Origin of the sequence: Streptomyces sp. NPDC058773 (assembly GCF_042746015.1) — a bacterium.
Taxonomy (GTDB): Bacteria; Actinomycetota; Actinomycetes; order Streptomycetales; family Streptomycetaceae; genus Streptomyces.
In genome coordinates this window covers 38,422-54,092 of record NZ_JBHYPE010000019.1, presented here as the reverse complement: position 1 = coordinate 54,092, position 15,671 = coordinate 38,422, and the positions used below count along the sequence as shown (strand labels likewise).

General features: G+C 66.6%; 11 protein-coding genes and 1 pseudogene. 6 read left to right on the top strand and 6 right to left on the bottom strand.

The genetic code is table 11. The annotated features are described in order from the left end of the window. Window positions 1-516 precede the first annotated feature (516 nt). The 6 genes and pseudogenes from ACFW5B_RS18535 to ACFW5B_RS18510 all read left to right on the top strand — a co-directional run. Window positions 517-5,253: a DUF6531 domain-containing protein gene (locus ACFW5B_RS18535; RefSeq protein ID WP_386440189.1), complete on the top strand. Its 4,737-nt coding sequence runs from the start codon at window positions 517-519 to the stop codon at window positions 5,251-5,253. Window positions 5,254-5,489: 236 nt separating this feature from the next. Further along, window positions 5,490-5,672 carry a hypothetical protein gene (locus tag ACFW5B_RS18530; RefSeq protein ID WP_386440187.1) on the top strand — a complete coding sequence of 61 codons (183 nt, stop codon included), beginning with the start codon at window positions 5,490-5,492 and terminating at the stop codon, window positions 5,670-5,672. A gap of 1,161 nt (window positions 5,673-6,833) precedes the next feature. Next, window positions 6,834-7,037 carry a cold-shock protein gene (locus ACFW5B_RS18525; protein WP_006604711.1) on the top strand — a complete coding sequence of 68 codons (204 nt, stop codon included), beginning with the start codon at window positions 6,834-6,836 and terminating at the stop codon, window positions 7,035-7,037. 345 nt (window positions 7,038-7,382) lie between these two features. Then, window positions 7,383-8,897, top strand: a complete 1,515-nt coding sequence (locus tag ACFW5B_RS18520) for a DEAD/DEAH box helicase (protein ID WP_386440184.1) — start codon at window positions 7,383-7,385, stop codon at window positions 8,895-8,897. 126 nt (window positions 8,898-9,023) lie between these two features. Beyond that, a complete protein-coding gene (locus tag ACFW5B_RS18515) occupies window positions 9,024-9,332 on the top strand; it encodes an SCO5918 family protein (RefSeq protein WP_386440182.1) in 309 nt (102 codons plus the stop codon). Between the two features lie 30 nt (window positions 9,333-9,362). Then, window positions 9,363-9,670 (top strand): annotated as a pseudogene (locus tag ACFW5B_RS18510) (hemolysin III family protein); the annotation flags it as partial. Between the two features lie 218 nt (window positions 9,671-9,888). Here the strand turns inward: ACFW5B_RS18510 and ACFW5B_RS18505 are convergent. From ACFW5B_RS18505 to ACFW5B_RS18480, 6 genes are all read right to left on the bottom strand, one after another. Beyond that, window positions 9,889-10,227 carry a MerR family transcriptional regulator gene (locus ACFW5B_RS18505; RefSeq protein ID WP_386440180.1) on the bottom strand — a complete coding sequence of 113 codons (339 nt, stop codon included), beginning with the start codon at window positions 10,225-10,227 and terminating at the stop codon, window positions 9,889-9,891. Between the two features lie 842 nt (window positions 10,228-11,069). Further along, window positions 11,070-11,645: a hypothetical protein gene (locus tag ACFW5B_RS18500; RefSeq protein ID WP_386440178.1), complete on the bottom strand. Its 576-nt coding sequence runs from the start codon at window positions 11,643-11,645 to the stop codon at window positions 11,070-11,072. Window positions 11,646-11,889: 244 nt separating this feature from the next. Then, window positions 11,890-12,159, bottom strand: a complete 270-nt coding sequence (locus tag ACFW5B_RS18495) for a hypothetical protein (RefSeq protein ID WP_386440176.1) — start codon at window positions 12,157-12,159, stop codon at window positions 11,890-11,892. Between the two features lie 84 nt (window positions 12,160-12,243). Further along, window positions 12,244-12,741: a hypothetical protein gene (locus tag ACFW5B_RS18490; protein WP_386440174.1), complete on the bottom strand. Its 498-nt coding sequence runs from the start codon at window positions 12,739-12,741 to the stop codon at window positions 12,244-12,246. 46 nt (window positions 12,742-12,787) lie between these two features. Then, a complete protein-coding gene (locus ACFW5B_RS18485; protein ID WP_386440172.1) occupies window positions 12,788-13,123 on the bottom strand; it encodes a hypothetical protein in 336 nt (111 codons plus the stop codon). A gap of 952 nt (window positions 13,124-14,075) precedes the next feature. Beyond that, window positions 14,076-15,569: an MFS transporter gene (locus tag ACFW5B_RS18480; protein WP_386440170.1), complete on the bottom strand. Its 1,494-nt coding sequence runs from the start codon at window positions 15,567-15,569 to the stop codon at window positions 14,076-14,078. Window positions 15,570-15,671: the final 102 nt, after the last annotated feature.

Below are 15,671 nucleotides of genomic sequence, written 5' to 3'. Positions count from 1 at the left end.
TGGGCCTCAACTATGGAGCGGGTGACGGGAATCGAACCCGCGCTCTGAGCTTGGGAATCAGGGGCTTTCGGATGGCTAGTGCCACCCTGACCAGCGCGAACACCGCAGGTTAGATGGGTGTGCCCGGCTGGATTTCTTCCCGTTGTTGGCCACTGTTGACCCCCTGTCTGGCACGACAGTGGCACAGCGATGCACCTGTTCCGAAACGGGAGTGTTCCCGCAGGGGGAGACTCAGCGTGCGCCACAGGCTCTGTGGCTTACGGCACGCGGATTGCTTTGGCGAAGGCACTGCTGTTGAGGGTGGGGGATGTGGCTGCACCGAAGTCGCCTCCCTACTGGCCGAGGAGGCAGATGCTGACGGCATCGACCAGTGCGAGGCAGGCGGGCCCGATCCAGTCCCACGCTGATATCGACGATCGACACCCGTTGCATCTGACTCAGATCGCTCTTGGGGGGCTGTTTACCCTGATGGGATTGTGATCATCTGACTGTTAGTCGACGGGGGCGTGGTTTGTCGTGGGCGTGGTGCTGCCGGGGTGGGCGGATGAACTGCTCGACCTGATCGGTGTGTCGTGGCCGAATGTGGACGAGGACGACTACCGCGAGATGGCAAATGCCATGCGGGAGTTTGCCGATGACATCGATGAAGGCACGAACGAGGCTCACACCGCGATCCAGGGCCTAGTCGGTTCGGCGGGCGGTTCCACGGCCGTGGAAGCGCTGAACACCCACTGGGGCAAGATCAAAGGCAAGCACCTCCAGGGGCTGGCTGGTTGCGGCCGGGTGGCGGCGACGGCGATGGATGGCGTCGCCGTTCTCATCGAGGGTGCGAAGATCGGCGCGCTGGTACAGCTCGGCATCCTCGCCGCGGAGGTCATCGCCGCGCAGGCCGCGGCCCCTTTCACCCTCGGACTCTCCGAGGTTGGCGCGCTGGCCGCGACCCAGGCAACCCGCGTGATCGTCAAACGCCTCTTCAAGGAGGTCTGCCAGCAGGTCGCCGAACAGGTCATCAGCATAGCCCTGACCCCCGTCGAGGAAGCTCTCGGCGCCATGGTCGGTGACCTCGTAGTCCAGCTCGGAGCCAACGCTCTCGGCGTCCAGGACGGAGTCAACCTCGGCCAGACCGCCAAAGCCGGTAAGGGCGGCTTCAACCAGGGTGTCCAGAACACCAAGGATTCAGCTAAGTCGGCGGCCGACAACCCTATGGAGCTCCTCAGCGCCGGCGGCGGTCGAGGTGGTGGCGGCGGAAACCTCGGTGGAACCGGCAGCGCCGGCGGCAGTGGTGGGTTCAGCTTCGACAAGGACGAGCACGATCGGGTCGTGACGAGCCTGGAGAGCGCGGGCGGCACATTCCGCAATAAGGCCGGCGGCAAGATCGGGCGGGCCAGGAGCCACCACGGCCGTACTCGTGGCAAGGATGCCATCGCGGATGCCGCCAATGCCATGCTCGACAAGGTCATCGACGGCATCGAGGACGGCGTGAAGAAGACCGCCAAGCACCTCGACGACAACATGACCCGCGGCATCAAGCAAATGGCCAAGAATCACCAGGACAACGACAAGGGGCTGGCCGACCACTTCAAGGGCCTCAACAAGGACGGCAAGAAAGACCCCAAGTCCCCGGACGGTGGTGGTTCAGGCGCCGGTGGTGCAGGCAGCAACACGCTGCCGAACGCGAGAGGTTCGAACACCAGGCGGCCCTCGAAGAGTGAGGCTGCCAAGCAGGCGGACGCCGACGGTCCCCACGACAAGACCCGCAAGGACGAAATCAAGGAGACGGACGGCACCGACCCGGTCGACCTGGCAACCGGCAAGGTGTTCCTGTCCCAGACCGACATCGCACTTCCCGGTGCGCTGCCGCTGCTGTTCACCCGCAAATACGAGTCCTCTACTCGTATCGGTCGGCACATCGGCCCGTCCTGGTCGTCCACCGTCGACCAGCGCCTGGAGATCGATGCCGAGGAAGTCGTCCTCGTCACCGAGACCGGACTGCTGCTGCGCTACCCGATCCCGGAGACCGACGCGCGAGTCCTGCCGAAGCACGGCCCCCGCTGGCCGCTAACGCGCACGGTTCAGGGTGACTGGGCCATCCACGACCCGGAGACGGGGCAGACACGCTACTTCACCGACGCCCTGCACGCCCCTGGCATCGCCCTGCCCGACGAGATCACGGACCGCAACGGGCACCGGATCACCTTCGACTACGCGGATGCGACCGGCATCCCCTACGCGATCCGCCACAGCGCCGGCTACGAACTCAAGCTGACCAGCGACGAAGACGGGCGTCTGACTGCCCTCCACCTGGCGGGCGCGGGGGAGGACGGAGCGGACCAGCTGATCCGCTCCTACGGCCACGACGAGGCAGGAAACCTCACCACCGTCACCACTTCCACCGGCGCGGTGACCCGGTTCGAGTACGACACCGAACACCGCATGACTGCCTGGGTCGACTCCAACGACTCCCGCTACGAGTACACCTACGACTCCCGCCACCGCTGCACCACCCAGGCCGGAGCTGAAGGGCACATCTCCAACCGCTTCACTTACAGCGAGATCGACACCGAGACCGGGCACCGCGTCACCACACACACCAATGGCGAAGGCTTCCCAACCCGGTACCTCATCAATGACCGCCTTCAGGTCATCGCGATCACAGACCCGCTAGGGAACACCACGCGTACCACGTACGACACGCACGATCGCCCGCTGCAGATCACTGACCCGCTCGGAAACACCACACGCCTCACACACGACGAGGACGGCCACCTCGTCTCCATCGTCCGCCCGGACGGCTCCATCAGTGTCGCCACCTACACCGGCCTCGGCCTCCCAGCGGAGATCACGGGACCTGATGGCCTCACCCTCCGACAGGCGTATGACGCCAAAGGCAACCGGACCGCCGTCACCAATCCCACCGGCCACACCATCCGCTTCACTCACGACGAAAACGGCCACCTCACCTCGGCAACCGACGCACTGGGCAACATCACCCGGGTCCGGTGCGACGCGGCGGGCCTCCCGCTCACCGTCACCGATCCGCTCGGCGCCGTCACGACCTTCCACCGGGATCGCTTCGGTAACACCACCTCCGTAACCGACCCACTCGGCAACACCACCCACTACACCTGGACTGTCGAAGGACATCTCGCGACCCGCCTGAATCCTGACACTACGCAGGAATCCTGGGTCTACGACGGTGAGGGCAACTGCACTGCCCATACCGACCCTCTGGGCAAGGTCACTACGTTCGAATACGGTCACTTCGATCAGCTGAAGGCGCGCACTGAACCGGATGGTGCACGCCACGAGTTCGTGCACGACACCGAGCTCAAGCTCATGAAGGTCACCAACCCCCAGGGCCTGACCTGGCGATATGAGTACGACGAGGCCGGCCGTCTGATTTCCGAGACGGACTTCGACAACCGCACCCAGGACTACAGCCACGACGCCGCGGGTCGGCTGACCTCGCGCAGCACCGCACTCGGCCACGTGATCGGCTTCACCTATGACGCACTGGGGCGCAAGACCACCAAGGACGTCGATGGCGAACTCACCACCTATGCCTACGACGTCGCTGGGCGCCTCGCCCGGGTTGTCAGCCCAGACAGCGAACTCACCTACGCCTGGAATGAGCTCGGTCAGGTCGTTGCCGAGACGGTGAACGGCCGCACCACCGCCTTTACCTACGATGTCCGCGGGCGTCGAATATCGCGCACCAGTCCCACCGGTGCGGTGAGCACCTGGACCTATGACGCGGCAGGGCAGCGCACTGGACTCGACGTCGCCGGGCGCACCCTTGCCTTCACCCACGACGCACTAGGCCAAGAGCTCTCCCGCACCCTCGGCGACATCACCTTCGCCCACACCTACGACTCCGTCGGCCGACTCACCAGCCAGCATGTCGCCTCAGCCTCCGAAACAATCCAGCATCGCGCCTACACATACCGCGCGGACGGGTACCTCACCGGCATAGACGACCACCTCAACGGACCACGACGCTTCGAACTCGACTCTGCAGGCAGGGTCACCACAGTCTCCGCCCACAACTGGGCCGAGACGTATGCCTACGACACGGCAGGCAACCAGACCCATGCCACCTGGCCTGACCGCCACCCGAATCCCGAGGCCCGTGGTGAGCGCACCTACACCGCTACCCGACTCAACCGCGCGGGCGGTATTCGCTACGAATACGACGCAGCCGGCCGTACCACCCTTCGCCAAAAGACCCGCTTGTCCCGCAAGCCCGACACGTGGCGCTACACCTGGGATGCCGAAGACCGCCTGATCACCTGTATCACCCCCGAGGGCACAGCCTGGCGGTACACCTACGACCCCATCGGCCGACGCACCGCCAAACTACGTCTGACCGAAGACGGCCGGAACATCGCTGAGCAGGTGACATTCACGTGGGACGGCACCACCCTTTGCGAACAGACCACCCTCGTTCGCGGACAATCCGCACAAACGACTATCACGTGGGATCACCATGGCTTCACGCCCCTGACCCAGCGAGAACGCCGTACGCAAGCCCACGCTCCGCAACACGAGATCGACCAGCGCTTCTTCGCCATCGTCACTGATCTCGTCGGAACCCCAACCGAACTCCTTGACGAACAGGGCGCCATCGCCGCCCGCACCCGCGCCACCCTCTGGGGCACCACCAACTGGAACGCAGATGCCACCGCCCACACCCCCCTCCGGTTCCCCGGCCAGTACTTCGACCCCGAAACCGAGCTCCACTACAACTTCTTCCGTCACTACGATCCCGATACGGCGCGCTACACCACCCCCGACCCTCTCGGCCTGGCGCCTGCCCCTAACCCCATCGCATACGTCCGCAACCCGCATATCTGGGCTGACCCGATCGGGCTGGCGCCATACGATCGCTATCGTAGAGACTCCCGAGGGCCAGCTGATATTTTCAGAGATGGATTTGCGCCTCGCGGAAACAATATGAGCCTGGAGGAACACGTCTACGGCGTCGCTGGCGATTTCACGCCTCCTTCAGGGTACGTGTCCACCACAGAATCCCTTGATCATGCTCTGAGCCGCCAGCGTCGAAGTGGAGGTCACGTCTACCATGTGCAGGCGGGAGATGGCGGTATCGACGCAAATGCGGAACTCCCTGGGAATCCACATGCTGACGAGATGGAGTTTTCCTACCCTCGCGTCATCAATCCATCTGAGATTGTGGGAGCATGGGGGCCTTCAGGTGACTGGATACCCAATCCAAACTTCAAGGGAAGTCGATGACAGAGTCCGTCGCACTGACCGCGGCCGGCGAAGGTGGTAGTCGCGCCGAGGTCGTAATCCTACGGTTCACTACCACTGACCCTTATCAGTTGACCGCCATCAGAAAAGGTCATCCGGAGGTTACTTACTCGGGGAATCACCTGACGCATTGCCTGCGGAAATTTCGCAAGGACCTCGAATCCGAAGGGCTCCTATTGTGCTGCCAAGGTGCCCGAGTAGACGTTACATTGTCGGGAATGCAGGCTCAGATGGAGGGAGGGCGATTCCCTTATACCTTCGATGCGGCATCCGGCAGAGTAAACAAAGAGGTGGTTGATATCTTCGCGCCGGCCAAGTTGGAAGAGGTCGTCACCACGGCGGTGCAGCGCGCCGCAATTTTCGACTTCTACGGCATCGAAGATCGCGGTGAAGAAGCCTGACACCTTTCCCAGGCGGCTGAGTAAGCTCCGGTCCTTGCCCAAGGGGCGGTGAGGAGAAAACGGTGCACATTGAGGCCGAGGCCGAGAGAAGATCGATGCCCAGGAAGCGCTGAGCGCGTGATGAGTGGATCGGTGAGTTGTCCACGATCCGTTGCTGGCCCGTCAGGTGAGGACACAACGGTAAACGTCATGACCGCTGAGCGGGGCCGGGCCGACGAGATGTCGGCCCGGCCCCTGCCATAGCCACCTCTTGCGTCGGTCTTGATCTGGGCGGTCTTGGGGCAAGGCAACTTTTCCTGTATGCAGTGACTTCAGGGACGAACTGGCGGGTGGCAAGTTCTTCCGGACAGGGGCATATGGCGATCAAGATCGTGCCTGCGGCGGAGGCGTAAGCGGTGTCTCTACGGCGTGAGCACCTTGGCATCGTCACCACGATCGTGATGATCTGGGTCAGAGGGGCCCTCACTCTGGGCCGCTTACCTCAGAGTCGCGCGACAGTGGTCTCCTCAACGCGCAAGCTTGATGACAAGCACCGAGCGATGCAGAGCCCCGGTGTTGTCAGTGCCCGCGGATACGGTCCCCACCATCGCACACGCGAGCATGCTGTCTGGTCGTCGGCGCCGGGCCGCCAATGAGCCGGGTGCATCTTGCTGGTTGGTCAGCAGAGGCTCAACAACCGAGAGGCCTTCGAACTCGCTGGCCTTGAGCCAGACCAAGGACCTGCGTCGACACCGGCCGCCGTGGCGGCCGCGCGGCGCGGCGCGAACTGTACCGGTGCGGTGCGGTCAGGCACAGATGGTGCCCGGCCCGTGCCTGCGGGGCCTGGGCGGTGGCCGAGGAGGGCGGCGCATTTCCAGTCGAATAGAGGCGAGCGCCGGTGCTGAATATCTCATGCCGCAACTGCAGAAATGACTACGGGGGCGGTAGTTGTTTTTTGCCCTCTCGAAAGCGTCGGGATCATGTGCCGCGCACGGCCCGCCAGCGCGTGCTACCGTCGATCTCAGTTGCAGTTGTGGTTCCCAAGACTTCAAGCGTGCTCGCTGTCGTACATGGCGGAGCGCTTTCGTATTTCCGGTGTTTGTTTCCGGACGGGCAATCAACGCAGCGACACGGAGTCCGCGCGGTGTGGGCTCCCGGGCACTGCCCCGAAGGAGATATGACATGGCTACTGGCACCGTGAAGTGGTTCAACGCGGAAAAGGGTTTCGGCTTCATCGAGCAGGAGGGTGGCGGCGCCGACGTCTTCGCCCACTACTCGAACATCGCTGCCCAGGGCTTCCGCGAGCTGCAGGAAGGCCAGAAGGTGAACTTCGACGTCACGCAGGGCCAGAAGGGCCCGCAGGCCGAGAACATCGTTCCCGCCTGACGCTGATGCGTACACCGTAGCTGGGGCCCGCACCTTGGGTGCGGGCCCCAGCTCGTTGCTTTGCAGTGCTTCCCGTGTGCCCACAACGGCCGCCCACGCGGCGTGCGGGCAGCCAGTTCGACTTCCGGCCGCTATGACACGGTGGGCAATCCGCCCGAGTTCATGCTCCGGCAACTGTTTCGCTCTTCTTTTGCGGCGTTGCCGTTCCCGCTCGGGTGTGCAGGGTCGCCATATTTCCGTCCTGCTTCGTTTCATCTCAATTCATCGGTTCGTTCTTGCGGTTCTCTGTGTGCGGCTCATCGCCGCCGGGAATTCCTCGACGTACCGCATCGAGGAAGGTTCGCCTTGAACCGCACAGCTCGCACGAATGACCGCTACTCCCGCTCTGCCGGATCGTCCGGCTCAGGCCGCGGTGGTTACCGCTCCGGTGGGCCGAACCGCTCGGGCGCGGGCCGTTCCGGGGGCCCCGGACGGCGTCCCGCGACACTGCGGGGAGAGTTCGCCCTGCCCGTCACCCACACTCCCGCCCTGCCCCCGGCCGAAACTTTCGCCGAGCTGGACATGCCGGCGGCGCTGCTGGCGGCCCTCAGCGCGGAAGGCATGTCCGCCCCGTTCCCCATCCAGGCTGCCACGCTGCCGAACTCGCTGGCCGGACGCGATGTTCTCGGCCGCGGACGTACGGGATCGGGCAAGACGCTGGCCTTCGGTCTGGCCCTGCTGGCCCGTACCGCCGGACAGCGCGCCGACCCCCGCCAGCCGCTGGCCCTGGCCCTGGTCCCCACCCGGGAGCTGGCCCAGCAGGTCACCGACGCACTCACCCCCTACGCCCGATCGCTGAAGCTGCGGATGGCCACCGTCGTCGGCGGGATGTCGATCGGCCGCCAGTCCAGCGCACTGCGCGGCGGCGTCGAGGTGGTGGTCGCCACGCCGGGACGGCTCAAGGACCTCATCGAGCGCGGCGACTGCCGCCTCAACCAGGTCGCCGTCACCGTGCTGGATGAGGCCGACCAGATGGCCGACATGGGCTTCATGCCTCAGGTCACCGCCCTGCTCGACCAGGTCCGGCCCGAGGGGCAGCGCATGCTTTTCTCGGCCACCCTGGACCGCAACGTCGACCTCCTGGTCCGCCGCTACCTCACCGACCCGGTGGTCCACTCCGTCGATCCCTCGGCGGGTGCCGTGACCACGATGGAGCACCACGTGCTGCACGTCGACGGTGCCGACAAGCACGCCACCACCACCGAGATCGCGGCCCGCGAAGGCCGGTCGATCATGTTCCTGGACACCAAGCACGCGGTCGACAACCTCACCAAACACCTGCTGAACAGCGGCGTGCGCGCCGCGGCCCTGCACGGTGGCAAGTCCCAGCCCCAACGCACACGCACCCTGGCCCAGTTCAAGACCGGCCAGGTCACCGTCCTGGTGGCCACCAACGTCGCCGCCCGCGGCATCCACGTCGACAACCTCGACCTCGTCGTCAACGTCGACCCGCCGAGCGATCACAAGGACTACCTGCACCGCGGGGGACGCACTGCCCGCGCCGGGGAGTCCGGCAGCGTCGTCACCCTCGTCCTGCCCAACCAGCGCCGCAGCATGAAGCGCCTGATGGCGGACGCGGGCATCACCCCGCAGTCCACCCAGGTCCGCTCCGGCGAGGCCGAACTGAGCCGCATCACCGGCGCCCAGGCACCCTCCGGCATCCCGGTCACCATCGCCGCACCAGTCGTCGAACGCGCCAAGCGCAGCGGCTCTTCCTCGCGTGGCCGCCGCAGCCGCCCCGCCCAGGCCCGCCGTGCCGCCGGATCATCCCGGACCGCGACACCGATTCCGCGGCAGACCTCCTCGGCCCCGGCCGCCTGAGGCCGGTCCTGGACGATCACGCTCAAGGACGGGCACGCCCTGGGCATCGTCGTCCTCACCCGTTGATCCCTCTCCGACCGGGCCGGCGATCCGTTTCCGGCTTCTCTTCGACCTTGTAGAGGCACTATGCGCGTCGTCATCGCCCGCTTCCCCTTCGACCTGCTCAAGACCGAGGTGCAGGAGGCGATGAAGGGCGTCAAACCCGAACCTGTCACGGGTGAGTCCGTGCTCATCGGCCGCCGCCATTACCCCGTCAAGCAGGTCGGGGAGATCATCACCCGGCAGGACCGCCGTGACTTCTCCGCCGGTGAAGTGACCCGAGCCCTGAGCCGCCTCGGCTTCGTGTGCCGCCCGGCTGCCGCGCTCGTGCCACCGACCGGTCTCACACCACTGGAGAGGGCGTCGGCCTTGCCGGGGCACCCGGCCCGGGCCTGACCGGACCGCTGTGGGCAATGAACGGGGGGCGTGCGGACGGGGGCGCTGGTCGGCATCGCCTTCCGCGTCCTCTGGGCCGGAGCTCCCCCGCTGGCTGTACACCCCTGCTGCCTGGCCCTGGGCTGGGCACCGGTGTGTTACCTGCCTGACTTCCTGCACACCGGCGGAGCGGCCGTACTCACCCTGATCGGGCCGGCGGTCTCCTCCACAGCGTGGGCGCTGGGGTCTACGCCCTCCAGTGACCTGCCTGCTCACCTCGCTGGTTCCCCTTTCACGAGGTCTTCCACGTCCCGACTGCGGCAGGCTTCACCGCGCTCTGCATCGCCATCCCCCTCGCCGTCTGCCGACCACAGCGGGGGACGCCTCGACCGCGGTGCTCAGCCGGGTTGGCGTCAGGCTGCCGGCGAAGAACTCCGGCGACGATATCGGCGGAGCTCCTCTGCGTGGCTGCTGCGGGGTCAGCTGTGACGCCGGCCTGGCCGAGGCCGGCTGAACGTCCCCGAGGCCGGCTGAACGTCCCCGAGGCGGCGGCCGTGCGCGGGCGCGGGATCGGAGTTCAGCCGTCGGTCTTGAGGCGGGGCTCGGAGGGTGAAGCGCGCAATTCTTCGTTGATGCGCCGAGCTTCGTCGAGCTGGTCTTCGAGGATGATGATGCGGCAGGCGGCGTCGACGGGGGTCCCCTGATCGACGAGTTCGCGGGCGCGTGCGGCGATACGCAGCTGATAGCGGGAGTAGCGGCGGTGGCCACCCTCGGAACGCAAAGGCGTGATCAGCTTGGCCTCACCGAGGGCCCGCAGGAAGGTGGGGGTGGTGTCGAGCATTTCGGCGGCTCGCCCCATGGTGTAGGCGGGGTAGTCCTCGTCGTTGAGACGGTCGTGAGAGTTTTCTGCGGTCATTGGCACCTCTGATCGGGGAACGCGTCGTGGGGCCCTGGTGCCGAACACGCACCAGGGCCCCGAGGGATTAGAACACCATCTGCCGGCTTACTGCAGTGCCGGCCTTCTGTTTCCGCACCGTCGCCCGGGAGAGGGCGGGAAGTGCGGGGATCGCGGATGCGTGACCGGGGACCACCTTCCAATCTGGGGCCTGCGGTACCCGAGCGGCTCACTTCCTCGCCCGGGCGATCCTGATGGCGTCTGCCTCCTTCTCTTCCTTCTGCTTCTGCTTGCTCATGCGGATCCTGCGGTTCTGCTCGCGACCCCGGGGGCCGCCCGGCCCGGCAGCCAGTCGCGGGGCCCACCTGCATACCTTTCGGCCCCACGACTCCACTGCCGTGCCTCTTCTGAGACTGCATGCACGGCAGTTCGACCTCTACCGTGCCTTTCGATCTCTTGGCTACGACGAAGAGCCTAACGCCCCGAGGGGTGGATGTCTACTGCCGCCATGACAGATTTTCTCTGAAGGTGATGGCCGAGTTTCTCTCGTCCGCGTCTGATGGAAGCTGCACCAGGAAGTGCGTTGCCGGGTGTGGGGACGGAGGGGCGGGCACGCTGCCTGCCTCGGGAAGGGGCGCAGCAGATAACAGGCGGGGGTGCGCGCAGCCCGGACAGCATCCATCGAGTCGGCGAGCTGACCGCGCGTTCACTGGCAACCTCACCCCAGCACCGGATCCCGAGAGCGCGGACGCCTTGATCGGACCGGACTCCCAGGGCGGGTTGTTGCGACTCCGTGATTGCCGATGTGTCAGTGACTGGTGGAGGGCAGACGCCAAACGGACAGGGCGGGGGCGGATGGAGGGTTACCGCTCCCAGTACTTCGCCGCCGCCTGTGCGTACGCCACCCGGTGGTCGAGCCTGTCGTCCGGGACCCGGAACCGGCCGCGCGCGGACTCGGTCAGGGCCGCCCGGCCAAAGAGCTCACCCGGTGGCTTCCAGGCCGTCCGCAGTGGCGCGGCGATGGCGTCGCCAGGGGAGTCGGACAGCGCCAGGGCAACCAGGTACAGCAGGACGAACGGCAGCATCACCAGGCACAGGAGCAGTGACGGCACCGTCCCCTCCCGCCCACGCAGCACCGTTCCGTCGGGCAGGTGGATTTCGTACACGGGCCGCCACCGCTTCTTCTTCGGCGGCAGGCGCAGTTCGGCCAAGTGCTCGTGGTCCGGGGTGAGCACGGCGAGGCGACCACCGTCCTTCCGGACGACCACGGCGAGCGGCGAGCCACCGACACGGGCAGCGGCGAGGAAGAAGCGTGGTTTGCATCCCTCGGGAAGGGGGCGGCCGTCGGGGGCCCCACGGCGGACGTGGACGGGGGCGGAGCCCCGGGGGCGCAGTTCGTAGCGCTTGCCGTCGGGGTGGCGGGTGAAGGCGAGTGTCATGGAGTGTCTCGTCTCGTCAGTTCTGGGCGCCGCACAGTGTGCCCAGGGGAAACACGCCGACGCGGTGAAGAATGCGAGGGGGCCGACGAGCAGGCGGGCAGCCTGCGGCCGTCCGGGAGGAAGACCTCGCACGACGGCAGGCGGCTCCCCGCCGCTCGTGGAACTCGTCGAGGCGCGCGAGTTTTCGGTCGTGCGGGTCCTCGGCGGAAACAGCCGTCACAGTGGGGATCACCGTGCCTCCCGCCTAACCGAACACCGCGCGCACGCCACCGGCCGCCGGCGTCTCCGGGCGGTCCTCCGCCTGCTCCGCCGGGCGGACGACCAGAGACTCACCGATCTGCCGCAGGATACCCGTGTACCGCGGCAGGTCGGCGAAGCACGGTGTCGTGAGAGCGAGCACCACCAGCCAGCCTCGAACCGGAGAGGGGACGTACCACTCGACGTGGGCGAACTCCAGTGCCGGAAGGATGGCCTCGCCCTCCGTCTCGGCGCGGGTCAGCCTGTGGGCGGCCACTCTGCTGCAGGTCTTTTCGCTCGTACGACCTGGGAAGTCGGAAGGCCGGGACGCCGTTTGCCGTCCCGGCCTCAGAGCCGGCTTTCAGCGCAGACCGTACGCGTGGTGGTAAGGCGCTTCGGCGTCGGTGGCCCGGAGGAAGTGAGGCTGCTTCTTGGGCCTGCCGCCGCCCGTACGGCAAGCGACCCCAACCGGGGCGCCACAGTTGGGGCACTCCCAGTCAAGGGCTTCCGCCAGTCCCTGTGCCTTGATCTCGTCGAGCACCGCCCTGCGCTGCTTCCACCAGGCTTCCCTCTCGGGCCCTGTTGCCGGTGGCTCCGAGTTTTGTAGCTGACGGAACGCTCGCTGGCGCTCGGGATCGGCGAGGGGGCCCGACAGGGGTTTGGTGACGACGGCGGCCTGGGCTTCCTTCTCACCCGCCTCAAGTTCCGACTCCAAGGCGTCGACCCGCTGACGCAAGTGGTGCTCGAAGTCAGCCAGCGTCGCCTCAGGATGCGTTCCGGAGAAGTTCAAGGTCTCCAGGTGGAAAGCGCGCAGAATGCCGAGCGTGTGCTGCGCTCTGTGGTTGGTGAACTCGCGCATCGTGGTACCGGTGGTCCTCTCGTTTGGCGGCCGGGTGGGTGAAGGCTCAGAGGTACCGGCCGAAGGCCGTCTCCAAGCGCTCGACGGCATCGTCGTGGGCACTCAAATGCGGCTGCATAACCCACAGGTCCTCACGGAAGGGCTCGAACCCCAAGGACTGCCAGGTGCGTTGGGTGCTCGCCTTCTCCCGTGCCTCCCGTGTCCTGTCCTCCCGTTCGTCGACAGGGATGTCGATCGGGTATGGATGTGTCGCCACGAGCGCCGCCCGGCCGGCCACCCAGCGGAGCATGCGGCCGATCAACAGCCGGCCGATGCCACCCAGGTCACGCCAGGCCGGCGCGATCCGTGCCCGGTCGATGATGACGATGTGAGTGCCGCTCACCAGGCAGTCCTCCAGGTCGCCATGGAGGCCGAGTTCGCCGGACTTGTCGAAGAGGGGGGGCGAAGTGCTCGTAGTCGGTGTCGCGCGATTCCAGCGACGCGTAGACGTGGCCGATGCACCGCAGGTCCAGTGTGAGCCCGGACATGGACAGGATCGTCAACTCCTGACGCTGGTCCTGCGAGGTCTGGGCTAGCGATATACCCGGGCCGAGGAGGCGGGATCCCGCTTTCCATGGGGCGTTTCCTGGTATCGGCGGCGCTCCTACGGGCAATGGCGAGAGTCTTGCGCCTTTCCCGCATCAATGGGTGTGCCGGGGAGCTGGCGAGTGGCTCGGATCACAGGCCATGCGACCCCCTCCGTCGGTCTCGGGTGTCGGCCGAGCTGGTACAAGGTGGTGCGCCGTGCGTCGTGTGCCTTCTGGGCTGGGCATTTTCGCGAGCGAGAGAGGGCACGTGGAGGGCACGGCGGGTCGTGGGGGCTAGGCAACAAACAAGGCCCAGGTCGCCGACCTGGGCCTCAACTATGGAGCGGGTGACGGGAATCGAACCCGCGCTCTGAGCTTGGGAATCAGGGGGCTTCTGTGCACCCACGCCCTTGCTGACCAGGTAAAAAGGACGCTGCTCCGGCTGGTGAGGACGAAGAAGTTTCCCTTTGCTGACCGTGGTTTACCGCTCGAACTGGCACGACACTGGCACGACGGTCGGAGTGGCTGCGGCAGGGGGCGTTTTCGTGGTCGTCGGGTTGCCGGGGTGCGTGGGGAGTGTGGCTCGGTCGTGCGCGGATTGCTTGTGTGAAGTGATGCTCCTAGGTGGGTGCAAGCGAGGTGGGCGCGGCTGCGATGCGCCCGCATCCGCGTCGAATCACCTCGGTTCGCAGCTGCTTCGTACTTCGGTGAGAAGTGCGTTCAGAGTCTTGGTGGCGTTGGGGACCAGTCGTGCTACTGCCCTGTCGATTACGTCTGGCCGGGAGAAGAAACGTGCGGCCACCGTCGGGACCGCTCGAACGGCCACGATCTCAGCGATGGCCGTCTGCTGGCCGGTGGAGAGTGAGGGGGTCGGCCGGGGATGCACAGGGTCACCAGGGCGGCCAGCACGGCACCGGCTCCTCCGAGAACGAAGCCGGTGCGGAAGCCCGCCTGGCTCGGAACGGTGACCGACCCCATGCGGGTGGTCATGTGGGCCAGCACGACACCGACCACGGCGCTGGAGGCCGAGGTGCCGATGGAGCGCATCAGGCTGTTGAGCCCGTTTGCCGCCGCCGTTTCGTCCACCGGGACCGCACCCATGATCAGCATGGGCACGGCCGCATAAGCCAGGCCGATGCCGGCGCTGACGACGCTGGAGACGACCAGGACACCCCACAGATGACCCATCAGCGGCAGCGCGAGGGCGTAGCCCGCCGCGATGACCAGGGTGCCCAGCAGCAGCGACGTCTTCGGCCCGCGCGCCGCCGAAAGCTTGGCCGCGTATGGCGAGACCGCCATCATGACCAGACCGGAGGGGGCCATCCACAGGCCGGCGGCCATCATGGACTGGCCGAGCCCGTAGCCGGTCTCCTTGGGGAGGGCGAGCAGTTGGGGCGCGATCAGCGACATGGCGTACATGGAGAAACCGACGGCGACCGAGGCCAGATTGGTCATCAGCACCTGCCGCCGCACAGTGGTCCGCAGGTCGACCAGCGGGGCCGACGTACGAAGTTCCCACCAGCCCCAGGCGAGGAGCACCACGATCGCGGCCGCGAACAGGCCGAGCGTGGTAGGGCTGCTCCATCCCCAGTCGGCTCCCTTGGACACCGGCAACAGCAGGCAGACCAGGCCCGTGCCCACTCCCAGTGCCCCTACCAGGTCGAAACCTCCGGCTGCGGTGGCCGGTGTGCCGGGAACGAGGAACAGCACGAGGAGCGCCATGACTATGCCCAACCCTGCTGCGCCCCAGAACAGCACATGCCAGTCGGCGTGCTGCGCGATGAGTGCCGCGGCAGGCAGGCCGAGTGCGGCGCCGACGCCGAGGGAGGAACTCATCAACCCCAAAGCGCCACCCAGCCGTTCCGGCGGAACGACGTCGCGCATCAGGCTGATGCCCAGCGGGACCACGCTCATGCCCATGCCTTGCAGGGCTCGGCCCACCACCATGGCTGTGAGTGAGTCCGTCAGGGCGCAGCTCACGGAGCCGAGCACCAGCAGGGCGATGCTGACGAGCAGCAGACGCCGCTTGCCGTAGAGGTCGCCGAGGCGGCCGATGACCGGGGTGGCCACCGCGCCCGCGAGCAGGGTCGCCGTGATGGTCCAGGAGGCGTTGCCGGCAGTGGTGTGCAGGAGGCGGGGAAGGTCGGGGAGGAGTGGCACGACCAGGGTCTGCATCAGCGAGACCGTGATCCCGGCCGCGGCGAGCACGCCGATGACGGGGCTGCTGCGGGTGGTTGATGTGGTCGAGCGGTGTTTGCTCACGGGGCGGACTCCTACGGTGCGCCGAACGGCAGACGAGCGGGGAACAAGTGGCGGGCGACATGGTGGGCCGGGGATATCAGGGGCGGCCGATGGTTCACCTGC